Annotated in this window: 18 protein-coding genes and 2 pseudogenes; 12 read left to right on the top strand and 8 right to left on the bottom strand. The window is 71.8% G+C overall.

All coding sequences use genetic code 11. The features are described 5' to 3' along the window. Window positions 1-794: 794 nt before the first annotated feature. The 5 genes from ACZ60X_RS38875 to ACZ60X_RS38855 all read left to right on the top strand — a co-directional run bounded on the left by ACZ60X_RS38875 (window position 795) and on the right by ACZ60X_RS38855 (window position 3,584). The gene (locus tag ACZ60X_RS38875; protein WP_469609326.1) at window positions 795-1,172 is read left to right on the top strand and encodes a hypothetical protein; all 378 of its coding nucleotides are present in this window, start codon (window positions 795-797) and stop codon (window positions 1,170-1,172) included. A 16-nt stretch (window positions 1,173-1,188) separates the two neighbouring features. After that, window positions 1,189-1,410 carry a hypothetical protein gene (locus tag ACZ60X_RS38870; RefSeq protein WP_469609324.1) on the top strand — a complete coding sequence of 74 codons (222 nt, stop codon included), beginning with the start codon at window positions 1,189-1,191 and terminating at the stop codon, window positions 1,408-1,410. A 125-nt stretch (window positions 1,411-1,535) separates the two neighbouring features. After that, window positions 1,536-1,685 carry a hypothetical protein gene (locus tag ACZ60X_RS38865; protein ID WP_469609322.1) on the top strand — a complete coding sequence of 50 codons (150 nt, stop codon included), beginning with the start codon at window positions 1,536-1,538 and terminating at the stop codon, window positions 1,683-1,685. Window positions 1,686-1,935: 250 nt separating this feature from the next. Further along, a complete protein-coding gene (locus ACZ60X_RS38860; RefSeq protein WP_469609320.1) occupies window positions 1,936-2,145 on the top strand; it encodes a hypothetical protein in 210 nt (69 codons plus the stop codon). Between the two features lie 311 nt (window positions 2,146-2,456). After that, complete coding sequence (locus ACZ60X_RS38855) at window positions 2,457-3,584, top strand: ABC transporter substrate-binding protein (RefSeq protein WP_469609317.1); 1,128 nt, start codon at window positions 2,457-2,459, stop codon at window positions 3,582-3,584. A 133-nt stretch (window positions 3,585-3,717) separates the two neighbouring features. Here ACZ60X_RS38855 and ACZ60X_RS38850 read toward each other — a convergent pair whose 3' ends face one another. After that, entirely contained in the window at window positions 3,718-4,305 is a 588-nt protein-coding gene (locus tag ACZ60X_RS38850) for a glycosyl hydrolase family 28 protein (protein WP_469609314.1), read from the bottom strand. A 32-nt stretch (window positions 4,306-4,337) separates the two neighbouring features. Beyond that, a pseudogene (locus tag ACZ60X_RS38845) lies at window positions 4,338-4,493 on the bottom strand (glycosyl hydrolase family 28 protein); the annotation flags it as partial. Between the two features lie 26 nt (window positions 4,494-4,519). Here ACZ60X_RS38845 and ACZ60X_RS38840 point away from each other — a divergent pair. From ACZ60X_RS38840 to pntB, 4 genes and pseudogenes are all read left to right on the top strand, one after another. Continuing rightward, window positions 4,520-4,711, top strand: a pseudogene (locus ACZ60X_RS38840) (beta-galactosidase); the annotation flags it as partial. A gap of 142 nt (window positions 4,712-4,853) precedes the next feature. Continuing rightward, window positions 4,854-5,681, top strand: a complete 828-nt coding sequence (locus tag ACZ60X_RS38835; RefSeq protein ID WP_469609312.1) for a beta-galactosidase trimerization domain-containing protein — start codon at window positions 4,854-4,856, stop codon at window positions 5,679-5,681. A gap of 94 nt (window positions 5,682-5,775) precedes the next feature. Then, complete coding sequence (locus tag ACZ60X_RS38830; protein WP_469609309.1) at window positions 5,776-7,332, top strand: Re/Si-specific NAD(P)(+) transhydrogenase subunit alpha; 1,557 nt, start codon at window positions 5,776-5,778, stop codon at window positions 7,330-7,332. Between the two features lie 6 nt (window positions 7,333-7,338). Then, entirely contained in the window at window positions 7,339-8,805 is a 1,467-nt protein-coding gene (gene pntB, locus ACZ60X_RS38825; RefSeq protein WP_469609305.1) for a Re/Si-specific NAD(P)(+) transhydrogenase subunit beta, read from the top strand. Between the two features lie 382 nt (window positions 8,806-9,187). Here pntB and ACZ60X_RS38820 read toward each other — a convergent pair whose 3' ends face one another. From ACZ60X_RS38820 to ACZ60X_RS38805, 4 genes are all read right to left on the bottom strand, one after another. After that, window positions 9,188-10,252: an ABC-2 transporter permease gene (locus ACZ60X_RS38820; protein ID WP_469609302.1), complete on the bottom strand. Its 1,065-nt coding sequence runs from the start codon at window positions 10,250-10,252 to the stop codon at window positions 9,188-9,190. 341 nt (window positions 10,253-10,593) lie between these two features. Further along, window positions 10,594-12,990, bottom strand: a complete 2,397-nt coding sequence (locus tag ACZ60X_RS38815; RefSeq protein WP_469609300.1) for a glycoside hydrolase family 65 protein — start codon at window positions 12,988-12,990, stop codon at window positions 10,594-10,596. Further along, window positions 12,987-13,415, bottom strand: a complete 429-nt coding sequence (locus ACZ60X_RS38810) for a hypothetical protein (RefSeq protein ID WP_469609297.1) — start codon at window positions 13,413-13,415, stop codon at window positions 12,987-12,989. Before ACZ60X_RS38810 ends, ACZ60X_RS38815 begins: the two co-directional genes overlap by 4 nt. A gap of 239 nt (window positions 13,416-13,654) precedes the next feature. After that, window positions 13,655-14,395 (bottom strand): VOC family protein, encoded by a 741-nt coding sequence (locus ACZ60X_RS38805; RefSeq protein WP_469609295.1) that lies wholly within the window; start codon window positions 14,393-14,395, stop codon window positions 13,655-13,657. 440 nt (window positions 14,396-14,835) lie between these two features. Between ACZ60X_RS38805 and ACZ60X_RS38800 the strand changes: the two genes are divergently transcribed. The 3 genes from ACZ60X_RS38800 (at window position 14,836) to rfbH (ending at window position 18,271) form a co-directional block, all read left to right on the top strand. After that, window positions 14,836-15,390: a flavin reductase family protein gene (locus ACZ60X_RS38800; RefSeq protein WP_469609292.1), complete on the top strand. Its 555-nt coding sequence runs from the start codon at window positions 14,836-14,838 to the stop codon at window positions 15,388-15,390. Then, a complete protein-coding gene (locus ACZ60X_RS38795) occupies window positions 15,391-16,821 on the top strand; it encodes a nucleotide disphospho-sugar-binding domain-containing protein (RefSeq protein ID WP_469609289.1) in 1,431 nt (476 codons plus the stop codon). It abuts the gene before it with no gap. Between the two features lie 148 nt (window positions 16,822-16,969). After that, window positions 16,970-18,271: a lipopolysaccharide biosynthesis protein RfbH gene (gene rfbH, locus ACZ60X_RS38790; protein WP_469609285.1), complete on the top strand. Its 1,302-nt coding sequence runs from the start codon at window positions 16,970-16,972 to the stop codon at window positions 18,269-18,271. Here the strand turns inward: rfbH and ACZ60X_RS38785 are convergent. Then, window positions 18,234-19,133 (bottom strand): SDR family oxidoreductase, encoded by a 900-nt coding sequence (locus ACZ60X_RS38785; RefSeq protein WP_469609283.1) that lies wholly within the window; start codon window positions 19,131-19,133, stop codon window positions 18,234-18,236. The genes rfbH and ACZ60X_RS38785 overlap by 38 nt on opposite strands. 80 nt (window positions 19,134-19,213) lie before the next feature. Beyond that, window positions 19,214-19,408, bottom strand: coding sequence for a ferredoxin (locus ACZ60X_RS38780; protein WP_469609281.1), 195 nt, complete (start codon window positions 19,406-19,408; stop codon window positions 19,214-19,216). Between the last annotated feature and the right edge of the window lie 7 nt (window positions 19,409-19,415).

Raw genomic sequence — 19,415 nt, 5'->3', positions numbered from 1 at the left:
GATGATCTGGGGCAGCGTCTCGGCGTCGAGGACGGGCCCTTGGCCGTCGAGGAGTCCGCTGTGCAGCTGGATGATCCGCCCGGGCCTCCGCGGGCGGCGCGCGGGTCACCGTCCTCTGTCCGGTCACACCGTCCGCGGTGCCTGGGCTTCGTGTCAGTGGTCCATTCGATGTCGGCGAAACCCAGCGGTTGCCCCGGCGATCTACCGGGGTGTCGCCGTAGGGGATGCGGAAGATCGGCAGGGCTCGTCCTGCGGCCGCTTGGCACACGGCATGGTCGGCCTTCGTGATCTCAGCGCGCCCGCCGATCCGCGCACGGCGTCCTGGCGTGCGCCCCGCTCCCACGAGCGGGATGGCGCGGAGCCCTGCGAGGACAAGGCCGTGGTCGCCGTCGGCCGCACCGCCGAAGGCTATGGCCACCCAGCCGCGTTCCACCTGCCGGTGGCCGAACAGGGCGAGGAACTCCATGCGTTGACCGTGCGAGGTAGGGAGATCCCGCCGCTCCGGCGTGATACCCGAGGCCCTGGACCCGCACGGGCTGTTCCGCCCGGAGGACACCGAACTGGCCCGCCAGCGGCGTACGCGCTCGGCCCGCTCCGCGGATCATGAATCTGGTGACCGGCTACGGTGACAGGGTGTCCGGCGACAGCGAGGCGGATGCCGCCGTCATGGCCGGTCTCATCGACGAGGACCTGGCCACCGAGTAGGAACGAGTAACTGGCCATGCCGACTTCTCCCCGTCCCGGTCCCGCGGCCAAGGCGCGTAGTACACCGATGCTTCACGACCAAGTACTACATGGATCCGCCCGAGAACGGGGCGTCAGAGGCCACGCCCGTGTGGGAGTTGGCCCCGAACTCCTGCCTCGTCGCACCTGTCGACGGAGACGTCCATGCCGGCAAGCCCGTCCGGACCTGGGGATGGGCCTGGGCCTGCGAGCCGGTCACAGCGGTCGACGTGAGCGTCGACGGGGGCGCGACCTGGACGCCGGCCGCGGTGACCTCCCGCACCGGCCACGCCTGGCAGAGGTTCACCCTCGACTGGACCCCCTCCGCGGTCGGCGAACACATCCTCGCCTGCCGTGCGTCGACGCACTCGGGCGCGACGCAGCCCTCCTCTCCTCGTCGCAACCGCATCCATCAGCGCGTGGTCTTCGCCACCCTGGAGCAGTCATAAGTAGCCGTGAGCAGCCATGAGCAGCGCCGTTGCCGTCCGTGCGGGGCCGCGTCCGGCGTGGGCGTCGTCGGATCACGCCACCTTCGGCAAGCCCGCGCCCGCCGGACCGCTCAAGCGCGGAGGAGTCGCGCGGATCCTCACCATGACGGTTGCAGACGCCACGGCCACGGCGCGCGATGACTACGGTGCGCTGTTCGTCGGCGCGCAGGGCCCGAGCCATGGCCGGCGCGCCCGGTGACCGAGCAGTCGGCCGCGGTGCGTCGCTCAAGGTGGCGCAGAACGCTCCCGCCGTGGGCCTGCCGACCGGCTCCGGCGCCGGCGGCGGGAAGTTCAGCAGCGCGCCGCGCCATCAGGGTCCACGTCATGGACTCGGCCGGCCCCGGCCGTGAGGACCCCCTGCGCCTGGAGTACTACCGCGGCGGCAGCTGGCACCAGGCGACCCGCATCGGCAATGGCAACGCCCGGGTGCTGCCCGACATTTCGGCGGCCTTCGGGTACGGCAGCAACCACTAGACCAACTGCCGCCGCCCTCCCCCTTCTCGGCGAGGTCCCCCCCGCAGACCGCCACCGGGCGCTTTCGCGGCCGGAAACCGCGTCAGTGCGTTCGCCCGTTGCCGTGCCGCGTGCGCCGCGGGCTGCCCGCCAGGCCGGGTCGGCCCGCGACCGGGAAGCCGACAGGTCGTTCGGGCCGGACCATTGCCCGCTCGAAATGTAGAGTGCATGACATTTTTACCTCGTGGCGCCTTCCCGCTTGTCTACGCGCGTGGTGTCCTTTCCGCGGACGCCCCCACCGGGCCGCCGGCCGGATGCAGTCGCCCGGCGCCGCGACCACTTCGACGCCCGCCGTTGCCCGCTCGCCCGCCAGCGGCGCGGCTGCGAGCCGCCGCACAAGCCGCTGACCGCCGGCCGGCGGCCGGCGCAGAGCGAGAGGGCGTTGGACCGGCTGCGCACCGACGCGGCGGTCCTGTCCTGACCGACGCCCGGCTCGACGACAGCGGAGTCGACGCCGCTGGCGGGGCGCCACCCCGACCGGCGCCCACGACCGGCAGTGGCGCACGCTCGCCGACCAGGCACGTGCCGACCGCCCGGCCGACGCGCTCGCCGTCTGCCGGCGGCCGGCCGAACCACCGACCGGGCAGAGCGGCAACGCGGTCTACGGGCAGTTCCTGATGCGCCTGATGCACGGACACGGGCTGGCAACCGGACGGCCGCGTGGGACGCCGGCTGGCCCGAGAGGTCGTCGGACGCATTTTCGGTTGCCTGGCGATGAGGGGGACGGATGGAATGTCCGGCGTGATCACGCAGACATCATCAGCGGCCCAGGGAACGAGGCGGAACGACGGTTCATCCGTGCGGATCGGCGCTCTCGTTCCGCTGACCCGGCCCGGCTGGATCGAGGCAGGCCGGCACCTGCTCGCCGGAATCGAGGTGGCCGTTCGCGCAGTCAATGACGCCGGTGGGGTCGCCGGAAGGCCACTGGAGGTGGTGGTCCGAGACACCGCGGCTGATCCGCGGAGGGCTGTGGCGGCCGTGGAGGAACTGGCTCGCCTGGGAGTGGCCGCCCTGGCGGGGGAGTACCACAGCGTCGTCGCTCGCGCCGCTGCCGCCAGGGCCGACGCCCTCGGCCTGCCCTTCCTCTGCTCGTCCGCGGTTCTCGACGCGCTCACCGGACAGCCGACGGACCGGGTCGCACGCCTCTGCCCGGCGCAGTCCCACGGCTGGCGGATCTACGCGGACTTCCTCGTCGACGCGGGCCACCGCCGAATCGCCGTAGCAGCCCAGTCGAGCGTCTACTGGGCCTCGGGGGTCCGGATCCTGCGGGACCACCTTGCTCCGCGCGGCGGCACCGTCATCGCACTCGACATGGACGCGCTCGCCCCTGCGGCGGTGTGCGGCGAACTCGTCCAGCATCGCCCGACAGCCCTCCTCCTCCTGACCGGCCATCCGGAACCGGCCGCGTCGATCGTCAAGTCGGTCCGCAGCGACCGGCGCCACGCCGAGATCATGATCGGGGCACCTGCGGGGCAGCCGGAGTTCGCCGAATGGGCCGAGCTGCTGGGCGCCGACGGCTCGGGGATCCCGTTCCTGCGCTACCTGCCGGAGCGTCTCGGCCCACTCGGTGCACGAGTCGAGACGGACCTGCGCGGGCGGCTGGGCGAAGCGCCCTCCTTCGTCGCGTTCGAGGGCTACGACACCATCGCCGTCCTCGCCGAGGTGCTCCGCTCGCACGGCACGGACCGCACGCGCATCGCCGGAGCCTGGCCGCAGGTCGCTGTCGAGGGCACCCGCGGGCGCATCCGGTTCTCCCGCGCGCCGGGCGGCAACGTGTGGCAATGGGCTTGGCCGCCAGTCCAGGTCGTCGACCGGGATCCGGCCGAACCCGAGCGCTTCCGGGTCCTTCGCACCGGCTGAGAGGGCAGGGGGCCCGACGCCGGTAAGGACCCGGGGCTCGCCGCCCGGTCCGGCCGGCGCCGGGCCGACCGGTCGCCAGGCGGCGAGCGGGGTGTCAGTTCTGGCGGCCGGCGTCAGGACGACGGCTACGGGTTCAGAGCGCCGGGAAGCTCGGGAAGGAGCAGGCCGGTGCCGAACCGCTGCCGCTGATGTCCGTGACGGTGACGCCGCTGCCCGAGGGAACCACGTCCGAGTTGTACAGCTTGACGTTCGCGTACTGCGCCGTGTCGGCCGTCACGTCGAGGTGGACGTTCTCCAGGGTCAGTCCGAGCGGGTAGGCGGAGCTGTAGCCCTTGAGGACGGACCGGGCGCTGGAGACGGAGTTGACCGAGGTCGCTCCGTTGACCGTCACGCTCTTGAAGTACGGGTAGGCGGTGCCGGTCGAACTCGAATAGAACGGGTCGAAGTCCAGCGGGTACTTCAGGCCCGTCATGCAGGTCGACTCGTAGTCGATCCCGGAGACCGTTCCGCCCTCCGAGGAGTACGACTTGATCCGCAGACCCGCCGGCGTGCTGCTCAGCGTGCCGTTGGTGTCGGTCCCCTGGATGGTGTTGTCCTGCATCAGCACCGAGCTGACCCCGTACTTGGTCTCGCTGCCGATGGACAGGCCGTGCGTGCCGTAGCAGTGGGTGTTCTCGACGGTCGTGTTGCTGCTCGCGGAGGCGTTGGTCTCGATGGCCACGCAGTCGTCGCCGTCCAGAGGGAGCTGTCGTTGACGGTGGCGTTGCTGGAGGAGTCGATGTCGATGCCGTCGGTGTTCTTCGCGGTGTCGGGTGTCTTGATCCGCAGGCCCCAGACGGTGAGGCCGTTGCCGGACTTGTAGTAGAGGTGCTGCTTGGGCGAGTTGACGAGGTTGATGTCGTAGACGGTGAGGTTGTCGGCCCCGGTACTCCTCTCGCCAGGAACCCTTCCTGGTCACCGAGACCAACGCCGGCTCCATCGGCTTCCCCTGGGACAACCGCCCCGCCTACGACGGCCAGTGGCGGCAGGCGGCCTGGGCACTCGTCGCCCGCGGTGCCCGCATGATCGAGTACTGGCACTGGCACACCCTGCACCACGGCGCCGAGACCTACTGGGGCGGCGTCCCTGCCCCACACCGGCCGCCCCGGCCGTACCTACGCCGAACTCGCCCGGCTCGGAGCGGAGTTCGAGGCCGCCGGGCCGGTCGTCGCCGGGCTCGAACCGGACGCGGACATCACACTGCTGTACTCCACGCCCAGCAAGTGGCTCATGCAGAAGTACCCGCCCCTGGCCACCCCGGACGGCGCACCGGGCCCCGCCGCCTATCACCGCATCGTCGACCCCTTCTACCGGGGCGCGTTCGACGCCGGCCGCCAGGTGCGCATCGTCCACGCCCGCCAACTGCACGACCCCCGCGGTGAACACCCCGGCCCCACCCCCGATGAGGCGGCCCGCCGCCACCCCGTCCTCGTGGTCCCCGCCCTGTACGTCGCCGCCGACACGACGCTCGACTGGCTCGCCGCCTACGCCCGCGCCGGCGGCCACCTCGTCCTCGGCCCGCGCACCGGCTACGCCGACCACGAGGCCCGCGCCCGGCGGGAACCGGCACCCGGGCGCCTCGCCGAGGCCGCCGGCCTCACCTACGACGAGTTCAGCAACCTGGCCCGCGACCTCACGGTCCGTGCCGCGGACGGCAGCCCGCTGCGGCTGCCCGACGGCGCGACGGCGACCCGGTGGGCCGACGGCCTCACCGTCATCGACGCCGACGTACTGGCCGCCTGCGACCACCGCACTTCGGCCGCTGGCCCGCCGTCACCACCCGCCGCCTCGGCGCGGGCCGCATCACGTACGTCGGCACGGTCCCGGGCCGCGGGCTCGCCCAGGCGCTGGCGGGGTGACTGGCTCCCTCCGTGGTCGGCGGCTGGCGCGACCTGCCGCCGACCGTCACGGCGGCGACCGGCACCGCACCGGACGGCCGCCGCCTCGCACTGCCACAGCAGCATAGGGCAGCGGCGAGACCGAGCGCTTTGGCGCATGCGGGTGCAGCCCGGGTGCCCTCTCGGCCACCACGGTCACATGCGTGGCGCTGAGGGGTAGGTTCCCAGGGCCGGCGTCCCCGGGAACGCCCCGTGGACGCCGTTCGATCGCGGACAGCCCGTCAAGCGCTCCTGGTGAGGGGAGAACACGAGACATGTCGGCACAAGAACCTGCGCACCGCCCACCCCAGCGCATCGGGGTAGTGGCCGAGTCCGTCCCCGGCGAGACACGTGTCGCGGCGACGCCGGCGACCGTGCGCCGGCTGCTGGGCCTCGGCTACGAGGTCGTGGTGGAGTCCGGGGCCGGCGCGGCCTCCGGCTTCCGGGACGAGGCCTATCTCGATGCCGGCGCCCGGATCGGCACGGCATGGCACGCGGACGTCGTCCTGAAGGTGAACCCGCCGTCCGACGCGGAGATCACCCGGCTGCACCGGGGCGCGACCGTGGTCGCCCTGCTGGCGCCGGCAGCACGGCCCGAACTGCTCCAGACGCTGTCCGCCGCCGGGGTGACCGCGCTGGCGCTGGACGCGGTGCCGCGCATCTCGCGGGCCCAGTCGATGGACGTGCTGTCGTCCATGGCGAACATCGCCGGGTACCGGGCGGTCATCGAGGCCGCGCACGTCTTCGGCCGGTTCTTCACCGGCCAGGTCACCGCGGCGGGCAAGGTGCCGCCGGCGAAGGTACTGGTCGCCGGCGCGGGAGTGGCCGGCCTGGCGGCGATCGGCGCCGCCTCCAGCCTCGGCGCGATCGTACGGGCCACCGACCCGCGGCCCGAGGTCGCGGACCAGGTGAGGTCGCTGGGCGGTGAGTACCTCCCAGTGGACGCCGCCCAGGACACGAGCACCGACGGCTACGCCAAGGCGACCTCCGCGGACTACGACCGTGCCGCCGCCGAGCTGTACCACCGGCAGGCCGCGGACGTGGACATCGTGATCACCACCGCGCTGATCCCGGGCCGGCCGGCGCCGCGCCTGCTGTCCGCCGAGGACGTGGCCGTCATGAAGCCGGGCAGCGTCGTCGTCGACATGGCCGCCGCCCAGGGCGGCAACGTCGAGGGCACCGTGCCCGGCCGCGCGGTGGTCACGGACAACGGAGTCACCCTCATCGGCTACACCGACCTCGCCTCCCGGCTGCCCGCCCAGGCCTCGCAGCTGTTCGGCACCAACCTGGCGAACCTGCTGCAGCTGCTCACCCCCGCCAAGGACGGGCACCTGGTGATCGACTTCGACGACGTCGTCCAGCGGGCCGTGACCGTGGTGCGCGGCGGCGAGGTCATCTGGCCGCCACCGCCCGTCGCGGTCTCGGCCGCGCCCCCGGCGCCCCCGGGGACCTCGCCCGCCGCGCCCGAGCCGAAAGAGCCGAGGCTGACGCCCGCGCGGCGCTTCGCACTGACCGGGCTCGGCATGCTCGCCCTGTTCCTGCTGGTGGCCTTCGCTCCCGCCCAACTCGCCGGGAACTTCACCGTGTTCGCGCTGGCCGTGGTGATCGGCTACTACGTCATCGGCAAGGTGCACCACGCGCTGCACACGCCGCTGATGTCGGTGACCAACGCGATCTCGGGGATCGTCGTGATCGGCGCCCTGCTGCAGATCGGGCACGAGAGCCGGATCGTCACCGCGCTGGCCTGGGTCGCGACCCTGCTGACGAGCGTGAACATCTTCGGAGGTTTCGCCGTCACCCGCCGCATGCTGTCCATGTTCTCGAAAGGCTGAGCCGACATGACCTCCCTGACGGCATCCCACGCGGCGGACCTGGTCGCCGCCCTGTTGTTCATCCTCAGCCTGGCCGGTCTGTCCCGGCACCGCACCTCGCGCGCCGGCGTCGGCTACGGCATCGCCGGCATGGCCCTCGCCCTGGTCGCCACGGTCGTGGTGGCGTCGCGGAGCATCACCGCGGGAGCGGTCGCGCTGATCGTGCTGGCGATGGCGCTCGGCGCGGCGGTCGGCCTGTGGCGGGCCCGCCGCGTGGAGATGACGCAGATGCCGGAACTGATCGCGGTGCTGCACAGCTTCGTAGGCCTCGCCGCGGTGCTGGTGGGCTGGAACGGCTACCTGGAGGTGGAGGCGCACGGCTCGGCGCGGGCCGGCGGCAGCGCAGGCCTCCTGGGCATCCATCACGCCGAGGTGTTCATCGGCATCTTCATCGGCGCCGTCACCTTCACCGGTTCGATCATCGCGTTCCTGAAGCTCTCGGCACGCATCAAGTCCCGTCCGCTGACGCTGCCCGGCAAGAACGCGCTGAACCTGGGCGCGCTCGCCGCGTTCGCCGCGCTCACCGTCTGCTTCACGGTTCGCCCGAGCCTGCCGCTGATGATCGCCGTGACCGTGCTGGCGCTGGCGCTCGGCTGGCACCTGGTCGTCTCGATCGGCGGCGGTGACATGCCCGTCGTCGTCTCCATGCTGAACAGCTACTCGGGATGGGCGGCGGCCGCGGCCGGCTTCCTGCTCGACAACAACCTGCTCATCGTCACGGGCGCCCTCGTCGGCTCCTCCGGCGCCTACCTGTCCGCCATCATGTGCAAGGCGATGAACCGTTCCTTCCTCTCCGTCATCGCGGGCGGATTCGGCCTCGAGGCGCCGTCCGGCCGCGAGGAGGAACAGGGCGAGCACCGTGAGGTGCGGGCGGCGGAGGCGGCCGAGACGCTCGCCCGGGCCCGTTCGGTGATCATCGCCCCCGGTTACGGCATGGCCGTCGCCCAGGCCCAGCACCCGGTCGCGGAGCTGACGCGCCGGCTTCGCGAGCGGGGCGTGGAGGTCCGCTTCGGCGTCCACCCCGTCGCCGGTCGCCTGCCCGGACACATGAACGTGCTGCTGGCCGAGGCGAAGGTGCCCTACGACATCGTCCTGGAGATGGACGAGATCAACGACGACTTCGCCGGCACGTCGGTCGTCCTGGTCATCGGCGCGAACGACACCGTCAACCCGGCCGCGACCGAGGACCCGGCCAGCCCCATCGCCGGCATGCCGGTGCTGCGCGTCTGGGAGGCGGAGCAGGTCATCGTCTTCAAACGCTCCATGGCCTCCGGCTACGCGGGCGTACAGAACCCGCTGTTCTTCCGCGAGAACACCGCCATGCTCTTCGGCGACGCCAGGCGGAGCGTCGAGGAGATCCTGGGCGCGCTCGGCGCCGACGGCCCCCATGAGGCCGCCTCGGCCGCGCGCCAGGCGACGACCGCCGGCCGGTGAGCCGCTGCTGAACGGGCGTGGGCGGACGAGCCGTCCACGCCGCAGGGGCCGCCGCGGTGACGGCGGCGCCCGCCGCAGGCCGCAGCCCAGCCGCGTGGCGGCCGCTGCCGACGGGCGCCGTCAGCTCCCCGAAGCGCCCCGGACGGCGTGCGTCGCACTGCGCGCAGCACGATGCCGGTGCCCGGTCGGAGTCGCCCTCCGAAGCGGTTCTCGCTCCAGCGGCCGCCGCAACCGTCAGGATGACGGCCGGTCGTCGCATCCGAGGGGAGCGCCGGCATCCCCGCTGTCGGGCTTCACGTGAGCGACGGCCTTCGTGTGAGCGATACGTGACGTCCGCACGGCTGCCGACGCCCCCGCCACGGATGGCGCCGGCGCGATGCGCTCATCGCGCTCGTCCCGCGTCGGGTGTGGCGGCCTGTGCGGCCGCCCGGCTGGCGGGGTGACGCCCCCGCCAGACAAGGAAGACCGAGGTGGCGGCCAGGCACCACACGGCGAGCACCACGTAGGGCTCGACGTGCTGGTCGTGCGGGAAGTAGATGGCGTTGCGCTGGGCGTTCACCGACGCCCCCGGTGGAAGGAACCGCCCCAGAAAGCCCAGTACCGGGGGGAGCAGCGGCCAGGCGACCGCGCCCCCGGACGAGGGGTTGCCGAGGATGACCAGCAGCAGCCAGGTCGGCAGCAGTGCCCAGCGGCCCAGGAAGGTGTGGAACGCGGTGAAGATCATGCCCGCTGTGACCATGGTGAAGGCGCAGATTCCCCATGACTGGCCGAACGGCAGCCGCACCACGCCGAGCACCCAGTCGGCCATGACGCAGATCCACAGGCCGCCCAGCACGGAATAGCCGATGGTGGCGGCGATCCGCTCGGCCGGGCGGAGGGCCTGGGCATGCACCCCCAGCTGGATGGCGCCGACGAATCCGAGGATGGTCGAGCCCAGGGCGATGTAGAAGAGAGCGAGTCCCTGAGGATCGGTGGCCGGAAGCGGTTTGACGTCCTTGACCTGGACGGGGATGCCGAGGGCCCGGCCCACTGCGGGGGCGCTCTGGCTGAGGACCCGGGCGACCGACGCGCCCGCCGCGCTCGCCACGTCGATCTCCACCCCGCCTGGTCGGCGCCGCAGGATCGCGAATTCCCGCTGGGCGCCGACCGCGGCGAGCGCCCTGCCGTAGTCCGGGTACGGATGGAGGACCAGCGACGTACGGAGCGCGGCCTCCAGTGCTTGGGTGAACCGGTCGCCCGTGACCGACTTCTCCGTCACCGCGACGGGGATGCGATGCGGTACGGGATTGGCCATGGCCCAGCAGTAGGCGCCGACGAAGAGCCCGGACAGGGCCGCGATGATCAGCGAGATCACCACCGCCGGCAGGAATCGCGACGACGTCAACCGCGACCACCCGCCCTGACGGGGCTGCCGAGGCGGCATCGCCGCAGACCACCGCTCGCCCATGGCCGTGACCGTATGCGGGGCGCCGGGCGACATCCGGCTGCCGCGCCGGACGCGTCACCGGCATGCCGGAACCCCAGGACGCGGACGAGGCGCCGGGCCACCCTCGTGTGGGGCGCGGCGACGCGCGGCATCGCCCTCGCCCCGCTGGTCTCACGGGCCCACGGATACCTCTCATGATCATGCCGGGGGCCCTGACGAGCAGGCGTCGGGGGACAGGGCGGTGCGCGTGGACAACTGGCCGCGCCGCGCGGTGCCGGTGCCGGGCGCACTGGAACGCGACCGCGTCGGCTTCACCGCCTCCCGGCCGAACACGCCGGTGCCAGGGCCCCGCCTCTGGTGTCTCACTCTTGTGCCGGTGCTCGCTCCTCCTCCTCACCCGGCAGGCCCAACGGGCGTCGGCCCGGCGGCTGTTGTGGTTCGGGGAGCACGGGCGCGGGCGGCATCCGGCGGTCCACCGGGGCATCGGCGGTCAGGGTCGTCGGCTCGCCGTGATGCAGCACGATCAGCGGTTCGCCCTCCACCAGCCGGTAGCGCACAAGGGACGGACCGATGTCCACCTTCAGCCTGCGTCCGCGTACCAGCAGCGTGAACGCCACTCTGGACAGCGCCTCCGGCAGGCGCGGTGCGAATGCCAGCCGGGTCTGTCTCCCGGCTTCGTCGGCGTACCGGCGCAGGCCTCCGAACCCGGCGACCAGCGCGATCCACGTGCCGGCCAGGGAAGCGATGTGGAGCCCGTCGCGGGTGTTGTGCTCCAGGTCGTCCAGGTCCATCAGCGCGGCCTCGCCGAGGTAGGCGTAGGCGAGGCGCAGGTGGCCTGCCTCGGCGGCGAGCACGGCCTGGAAGCACGCCGACAGGGAGGAGTCGCGGACGGTCAGCGCCTCGTAGTAGGCGAAGTTGCGGGCCTTCTGCTCGTCGGAGAAGAGGTCCGGGCACTCCGCCATCGCCAGCACCAGGTCGGCCTGCTTGACGACTTGCTTGCGGTACAGGTCGAAGTAGGGGTAGTGCAGCAGGAGCGGGTAGTTCTCGGGCGGGGTGGCCTCGAAGTCCCAGCGCTGCAGACTCGTGAAGCCGGCCGACTGCTCGTGCACGCCGAGCGATGCGTTGTACGGCACCGCCATGCGGGCGGCGGCGTCCCGCCACGCCGCGGTCTCCTCGTCGTCGACACTGAGTTCCGCGGCGCGTTCCGGATGGCGCAGGGCAGCGTCCGCGGCCGAGACCAGGTTCTGCCGGGCCATCACATTGGTGTACAGGTTGTCCCGGGTGACCGCGCTGTACTCGTCGGGACCCGTGACCCCGTCGATGTGGAAGACCCCCTCCGCGTCATGGTGACCGAGCGAGCGCCACAGCCGGGCGGTGTCCACGAGGAGTTCGAGCCCCTCACCGCGTTCGAAGTCGACGTCCCCGGTCACCATGACGTACCGGTCGGCGGCCGTCGCGATCGCGGCGTTGATGTGGAAGGCGGCCGTCCCGGCCGGCCAGTAGGCGGAACACTCGGCCCCGTTGATCGTGCGCCAGGGGAACGCCGCTCCGGCGAGCCCGAGTTGCCGTGCGCGGTCCCGTGCTGCCGGCAGCATCCGGTGACGTGCCCTCAGCGCCGATGCGACGGTCTCCGGAGCGGTGAAGGTCAGCACCGGCAGCACATAGGCCTCGGTGTCCCAGAAACAGTGTCCGTCGTATCCGGTTCCGGTCAGGCCCTTGGCGGGAATCGCGCGGTTCTCGCCACGGGCGGCCGCCTGGAGCGCGTGGAAGAGGGCGAACCGCACCGCCTGCTGGATCCGCGCATTGCCCTCGACCTCGACGTCCGCGCCCGCCCAGAAGCGATCCAGGTACGTCCGCTGCGCCGCGGCCAGACCGTCCCAGCCGGTGCTGACCGCGGCCGCCACCGCCCCGTCCACCTGGTCGTGCAGGGCAGGCAGCGAGCGCTGCCCCGACCAGCCGTAGGCCACGAACTTCACCAGTCGGAGCGGTTGCCCCGGCACCAGGTCCGCCGTCACGGTCAGACGACTGACGTCGGGTTCGCACTGCGCCGTCCACCGGGTGCTCTCCGGTCCTTCGACGAGATGGTCGGCCGCTGCCGCCACCCGCAGTGCGCTGCGGTCGGTGCGGTGCACCAGGCGCAGCCGGGTGTCCTGGGCGAACTGCTCCTCGGCCAACAGCGGTGACTCGATCGCCGCGGCCACACGAGGATCGCCCTCGAAGCACGGCAGCTGCGCGTTGGCGACGAGCTCGGACTGTACGGCCACCGTGGCCGGGCCGTCGACCGGCTCCACCTCGTAGACCATCGCGGCCACCGCTCGCTGGGTGAAGGACACGAGCCGACGCGAGGAGATCCGCACCGTACGACCGCCGGGAGATGTCCACCGGGCGGTGCGGCTGAGGACGCCGGAGCGGAAGTCCAGGACCCGCTCGTGCGTGACCAGCCGGCCGTAGCGCAGGTCGTAGGGGTGGTCGTCGACCAGCAGCCGGACGACCTTGCCGTCGGTGACGTTGATCATCGTCTGGCCGGACTCGGGGTAGCCGTAGCCCGCTTCGGCGTAGGGCAGGGGATGCCGTTCGTGGACGCCGTTGAGATACGAGCCGGGCAGCCCGTGCGGCTCTCCCTCCTCCAGATTGCCGCGCCACCCGATGTGCCCGTTGGAGAGGGCGAAGACGGATTCGCTCTGTGCGAGAACGTCCAGGTTCAGCTCGGTCTCACGCAGGGACCACGGTTCGACGGTGAAACTGGGATGGGTGATCACCGGTCCTCCAGCGGGTCGGCCAGGTCACGGACCACGACACCGGCCCTGTGCACCCGCGGTTGCTCCGCCTGGCCCATCCGGTCGACACCCGCGACCACACCGAACCGTCCCGCACGGACGTCCCGGGTGTCCGCGCTCGACGACACCACCGCGCAGTGCGGGCCTGCCGCCCGCGCCGCGTGGACGTACCGGAGCGAGCCGGCGCAGGATTCCACCCCGTCCTCGCGGGGCCGTCCGTCCACGTACTCGTCGAAGTCGCCGACCGCGTCGAAGGGGACGTACGCGGTCCTCTCGCCCGTCGCGCGCTCGTGGAGACAACCATCGAACGTCTCCTTCCAGGCGGCCGCGTGCGTCTTCGCGGTCTGGGTCAGGACCCCGTCCAGGTCGAACAGGCAGGCATGGATGCGCACAGGAAGCCCCAGCATGCCGCCGAGGCTAGAAGCCGCCCGTGGACGGGTGCGGTAGGCCACCGTCCGGCACGCCGCAGGACACCCGCTCGGTCGAGGCCTGCGCTGCGGCGGTGGCGCGCGGTCGGGTTGTCGCCCTCCGCAACGACGCGCAGGATGTCCTTCGCGCTCCTGAGAGAGCCACGGCCGATGTGGCGCAGGCCGACGATGCCCGTGAACGCGGTGTCATCCCCGGAGCGGCCGAGCGCGCCTCGATGTCAGGAAGGCGCGAGGACGCAGAACTCGTGGCCCTCGGGGTCGGCCAGGCATGTCCACGGGACGTCGCCCTGGCCGAGGTCGAGGTCGGTGGCGTCGAGGGCCCGCAGCCGGGCCACCTCCGCTGCTCTGTCGTCACCGGGGTACGGCAGCAGGTCGAGATGGACGCGGTCCGGCACGGTCTTCACGCCGGGAGTGCGGAGGAACTCGAGGTACGGGCCGACGTCCTTGGCGGAGCGCAACACCGCATGATCGTCGGTCACCTCGTGCAGGGTCCAGTCGATCGCCTCACCCCAGAACCGGGCCATGGCCCGTGGATCCACGCAGTCGACCACCACCGCGGCGATCGGTCCGGTGTCCCGGTAGATCTCCCGAGGCTCCAGCACACAGAACTCGTTGCCCTCCGGGTCGGCGAGGACCGTCCACGGCACTGCGCCCTGGCCGACGTGGACGGGCGTTGCGCCGAGACCCCTCAGGTACGCGATCAACTCCGCCTGGTGAGCCGCAGATGTGGTGGCGAGATCGAGGTGCGTTCGGTTCTTGGTCGTCGTCTTGGGTTCCGGGACGGGAACGACGTCGACGCAGACGGCGACCGGGTCGGGCCACACGAGGCCGCCGGCGGGTCCGACATAGGTGGTCACGCCGGGGCTGTAGGCACTCCAGCCGAGCGCCTCCGCCCAGAACCGACCGACCACCGGGGCGTCAAGAGCCTTTATGTTCACCTGGACGGGTCGCAGTGCCATGCCGGCGATCCTACCCACCCGCTCCGCGACGACATCCGCACCGCCGCCGAACAGGGAGCCACTGGCTCACCAGAGGAAAGGGTCAACTCGCATGGTGCGTCCGCCTTGTTCCCACAGTGTTGTCGTTCGCGGCGACAGCCGTTGCGCCGGGCGTCGCGGTGTCGCTCTCGGCGCCACGGATGGCCGGCCGGCCGGGCGCGGTGACACGGTACGGGACTGGTGGTGCCCGTCCCGGTCCACCGGACGGCGCCCATGCCGATCACCGGCGTGTCTCCCCGGCACACGCCGACACGGTGCGCCTTCCCCGCAGCGGTCACGACGGGGGAGCAGGGCGTTCGGGGCCTGGTCCTAGACGGGTGCAAGGCGTGTGTTAGCCGGGAGGGGGAGTGTGGGGGAGGCCGGTCTGCGTGGCGGTCTGGAGTGTCTGGCGGAGGACTCGTATGACGATGGATCGTGTGGATGGGTGGGGTGGTGTCGACTCGGCCGGGTTCCGGTCTGCGATGGGGCATTTCGCTACCGGTGTCGCGATGGTGGCGGGTATGGATGGCGGGCTTCCGGTCGGGTTGTTGGTGAGTTCCTTCACTTCCGTTTCTCTCGCTCCGCCGTTGGTTTCGTTCTGTGTGGCGCGCACGAGCACGAGCTGGCCCAGGCTGCGGGGCGGGCGGCGGCACTGTGTCTGCTTTCTGGCGGCCGGGCAGGGGTGGCAGGCCGGGCGGTTGGCCGGTTCCGGGAGCGGGAAGTTCGAGGGTCTGTCCTGGTCGGCGTCACCGTCCGGGATGCCCGTGCTCGACGGTGCGCTGGCGTGGCTGGAGTGTTCCGTGGAGGCAGAGCATCCCGCGGGTGATCATGTCATCGTGGTCGGCCGTGTGCATCTTCTCGGCCAGGCGGAGGATGCGTCGGGGGCCGGGCCGCTGGTGTTTTACCGTGGTGCGTTCGGAGGGTTCAGTGCGGCCGGCCCGGTCTCGGTGGACGGTGCCGCGCCGGCTGCGACGTGAGTGCGGGGGTGTCCGGGGCGCGGTTGCGGGCGGGGCCCGGCGAGGGTGTTTCAGTGGTTCTTTAGGCGGGGCGGCTGTCCTGGTGGGACCGGGCCGGCGGGGGTGCACCGGGGGGTGCGGTGTACGACGTCGGTCACGGGCGCGTGGCCTTCTCGGCCGAGGTCCGGATCCTGCTGCGGCCGGGCCGGTGTTGTCCGGTTCCCTTCGTCTCAAGGATTGCGGGAGGTGTCCGCGGTGCGTGTTCTGTTCACGCCGACGGCTGTACGGACCCATCTTTACCATTTCGCGCCCCTGGTGTGGGCGTGCCGGGCGGCCGGTCATGAGGTGCGGGTCGCTTCGCAGCCGAAGCTGACCGGGACGACCGTGGCGCTGGGACTGCCCGCGGTCGAGGTGGGCCATGACTACGACATGTTGCAGCGGGCCACCGAGGCCCGCAGCATCGACCGCTACCGGCAGAGCGGCGGTCCCGGCCAGTCGGAGGAGGAGCGGCGCAGACTGCGGCAGGAGTCGATGCGGCCGCTCGTCGAGACGGTCACGGTGATGGCGCCGGATCTGGTGCGTTTCGCCGAGCGGTGGCGTCCGGATGTGGTGGTCACCGATCCGCTGATGCTGGCGGCTCCCCTCGTGTCGCAGGCGGCGGGGGCCGCGCTGGTGCGGCACCTGACGGGACCGGATCTGCTACGGCGGGTGGGGCCGGTGCAAGGGCAGCCGAGCAGCGGTGAGGAGCGCGCCCAGTGGCCTGAGGGGTTGGTGGAGCTGTACGACCGGTTCGGTGTGGAGGTGCGTGACGACCACCCGGTGGCGACCGTCGATCCTTGGCCCGGCAGTCTCCAACTGCCCGATGTGGTCGGCCGGATTCCCATGCGCTACGTCCCCTACAACGGGGCCGGGACGGTCCCGGACTGGGTGCTCGAAACGCCGGGGCGTCCCCGTGTCTGTGTGTCCTGGGGTACGACCACCACCGCGCTCGGTGCCGACAGCGGTGCGCTGACACGGGTGGTGCGGGCGCTCGCGGGGGAGGACGTGGAGGTGGTCCTGGCCGTCGTCCGCACGGACCTCGAGCGGCTGGGCCGGTTGCCGGACCATGTGCGTGTCGCCGAGAACGTGCCGCTCCACCTCTACATGGAGACGTGCTCGGCCGTCGTCAACGCCGGCGGTGCCGGTTCGGTGCTCACCGCCGCCTGCCATGGCGTGCCGCAGGTCATGCTGCCGCAGGCCTCGGACACTCCTGGGGTGGCGCTCAACTTCAGTGCCTCGGGTGCCGGGGTGGTCCTGGACGCCGTCGAGGCGAGTGCGGAGACGATCGCCTCGGCGGTCGGGGCGGCCCTGACCGACGACAAGTTTCGCGCCGCGGCGCGCGGGCTGCGTGAGGAGATGGCGGCCGCGCCGGCCCCGTGTGATGTGGTGGGTGTCCTGGAGGGTCTCGTCTGAAGGGCGCGGCGCGTACGGGCTGGGCCGATGGATTTAGAGCAGACCAAGTTCGCTGCTAGGAGCCGCGGGGACGCTGTCGTGGTGGGTTCCCGCTGCGGGCGCCCCGCGCGTAAGACGTCTCGTCGAGGAAGCGTGTGAGGTGGGGCCCGTGGGTGAGGACAAGGAAGCGATTCTGGAGCTGGTGCGCAAGTACCACGAGAGCCGGGGAGCCGAGGAGTTCGTGCCGGGCAAGACGCCGGTGCTCACCTCCGGTGCCGTTCTGGACGGCAGCGACCGGGTGGCGCTGGTCGAGGCGGCGCTGGAGATGCGTATCGCGGCGGGACCGAGCGCCGCCCGTTTCGAGCGGGAGTTCGCCAGGTACTTCCGGCTGCGCAAGGCGCACCTGACGAACTCGGGGTCGTCGGCGAACCTGCTGGCGCTGAGCGCGCTGACGTCACCGCAGCTGGGGGAGGTGCGGCTGCGGCCGGGGGATGAGGTGATCACCGCGGCGGCCGGGTTTCCCACCACTGTCAACCCGATCATCCAGAACGGGCTGGTCCCGGTCTTCGTCGACATCGAACTGGGCACGTACAACCCGACGGTGGAGCAGATCGCCGCCGCGATCGGGCCGCGGACCCGGGCGATCATGATCGCGCACGCGCTCGGCAACCCGTACGCAGTCGAGGAGATCGCCGCGCTCGCCCGTGACCGCGACCTGTTCCTGATCGAGGACAACTGCGACGCGGTCGGCTCGCGTTACCGCGGCCGGCTCACCGGCACGTACGGGGACCTCGCCACGGTGAGCTTCTATCCGGCCCACCACATCACCATGGGCGAAGGCGGCTGTGTGCTCACCAACGATCTGGCACTCGCCCGGCTCGTGGAGTCGGTCCGCGACTGGGGGAGGGACTGCTGGTGCGAGCCCGGTGAGGACGACCGGTGCCTGAAGCGGTTCGACCAGAAACTCGGCACCCTGCCGCAGGGCTACGACCACAAATACATCTTCTCGCACGTCGGGTACAACCTGAAGAGCACCGATCTGCAGGCGGCGATGGGCGCGAGCCAGCTGCGTCGGGTCGACGAGTTCGGCGCGGCGCGCCGCCGCAACTGGCGTGCGCTGCGGGAGGGACTGGACGGCGTTCCCGGCCTGCTGTTGCCGAGGCCCACGCCCGACGCGGATCCGAGCTGGTTCGGTTTCGTCCTGACCGTCGAGCCGCAGGCGTCGTACAGCCGTCGGGAACTGGTGGCCCACCTGGAGGAGCGGCGGATCGTCACGCGCCGGTTCTTCGGGGGCAACCTCACGCGCCATCCGGCGTACGCGGACGTCGACTTCCGGATCTCCGGAGACCTGTCCGTCAGTGACACCGTCACCGAGGACACGTTCTGGATCGGGGTGTACCCCGGCATCACCGACGAGATGATCGACTACATGGTCAGCTCGATCCGGGAGTTCGCGGCAGGCCGCCGCTGACGGCGAGCTGGTCCCGCATCGTGGTGAGGGCGTCCTCGATCCCGGAGAACCGTACTCCCAGCGTCCGGACCGCGTGCTCGTTGGCCACGTTCAGCCAGCGCGGGTACGGGCGCTCGGCGCCGCGCAGATAGTCGGCGAGGCGGCCGGGTACGGCAGGGGAGGCGTCGAGGCCGAAGACGCGCGCGATGGTCAGCGTGAGGTCGTACGGCGACAGGGCGTCGCCGCCGGCGCAGTGGAACAGCCCGCTGTGCGGCCTGAGTTCGGCCACGCGCTCGACCGCTGCGGCGAACTCGTCGGCGAAGGTGGGAGTCACCAGGGTGTCACGGAACATCGGCGGCATCCGTCCGGCGGCGAGTCCGCCGAGGATCTTGCGGACGAGGTCCTCCTTGCGCGGGTACCAGGACCGGAAGGGGAAGGAGGGGCGGAGGACGGAGAACGCGCAGCCGGATTCCCGCACCTCCTGTTCGGCCCAGTGCTTGGTCCTGCTGTACCAGTCCTGCGGGTCGGGCGGGTCGGACTCCCGGTACGGCTCCTCCTGCGTGCCGCTGAAGACGTAGTCGGTCGACACATGGATGAGGTACCGGCCGTGTCTGCGGCACGCCGCGGCGAGATTCCGGGTGCCGTCGACGTTCACCCGGTAGCAGGCGCCGTCGCGGTCGCCCGTCTGCCCGGCCGCCGCCGTCAGGTCGGTGAAGGCGGCGAAGTGCGCGACGACCGGTGCGGGACTCTCCGCGACGGCCCGGTCGACCGCCGCGGCGTCCGTGATGTCGCAGTCCAGTGCCTGCCACCGGTGTCGCGGCCCCAGTTGCGCGGCCCGGTCGCCGACCATGCCGCGCAGTCCGGTGCCTGCCAGCGGTGTCAACGACCCGCTCTCCATAGGTTTCTCCCGTCATCCGCCCCGGTCTTCCCCTCGGGGGGACGGGGCCTTGCTCCCGCGGGCGGTCAGTTCTCGACGGACAGTGCCTGGGACGGGCACAGGGCGGCCGCGGTGCGCAGCCGCTCGCCGCTGTCCGGGCCGGGGCGGTCGGTCAGCAGCTCCACCATGCCGTCCTCCTCGCTCTGCTGGAACACGCGCGGTTCGGTGAGCACGCACTGGCCGGCCCCGACACAGCGGTCGCGGTCAACGACGATACGCACGTGGTGT

This window comes from Streptomyces sp. NPDC104106 (genome assembly GCF_055584345.1).
This window is presented reverse-complemented; position numbering and strand designations above follow the sequence as displayed.

Coding starts and splice junctions, on each gene's coding strand:
- ACZ60X_RS38870 (WP_469609324.1), top strand. CDS start 1,189: ATGAGCAGCGCCGTTGCCGTCCGTGCGGGGCCGCGTCCGGCGTGGGCG.
- ACZ60X_RS38820 (WP_469609302.1), bottom strand. CDS start 10,252: ATGGGCGAGCGGTGGTCTGCGGCGATGCCGCCTCGGCAGCCCCGTCAG.
- ACZ60X_RS38855 (WP_469609317.1), top strand. CDS start 2,457: ATGTCCGGCGTGATCACGCAGACATCATCAGCGGCCCAGGGAACGAGG.
- ACZ60X_RS38810 (WP_469609297.1), bottom strand. CDS start 13,415: ATGCTGGGGCTTCCTGTGCGCATCCATGCCTGCCTGTTCGACCTGGAC.
- pntB (WP_469609305.1), top strand. CDS start 7,339: ATGACCTCCCTGACGGCATCCCACGCGGCGGACCTGGTCGCCGCCCTG.
- ACZ60X_RS38805 (WP_469609295.1), bottom strand. CDS start 14,395: ATGGCACTGCGACCCGTCCAGGTGAACATAAAGGCTCTTGACGCCCCG.
- ACZ60X_RS38875 (WP_469609326.1), top strand. CDS start 795: ATGGATCCGCCCGAGAACGGGGCGTCAGAGGCCACGCCCGTGTGGGAG.
- ACZ60X_RS38865 (WP_469609322.1), top strand. CDS start 1,536: ATGGACTCGGCCGGCCCCGGCCGTGAGGACCCCCTGCGCCTGGAGTAC.
- ACZ60X_RS38830 (WP_469609309.1), top strand. CDS start 5,776: ATGTCGGCACAAGAACCTGCGCACCGCCCACCCCAGCGCATCGGGGTA.
- ACZ60X_RS38835 (WP_469609312.1), top strand. CDS start 4,854: ATGCAGAAGTACCCGCCCCTGGCCACCCCGGACGGCGCACCGGGCCCC.
- ACZ60X_RS38800 (WP_469609292.1), top strand. CDS start 14,836: ATGACGATGGATCGTGTGGATGGGTGGGGTGGTGTCGACTCGGCCGGG.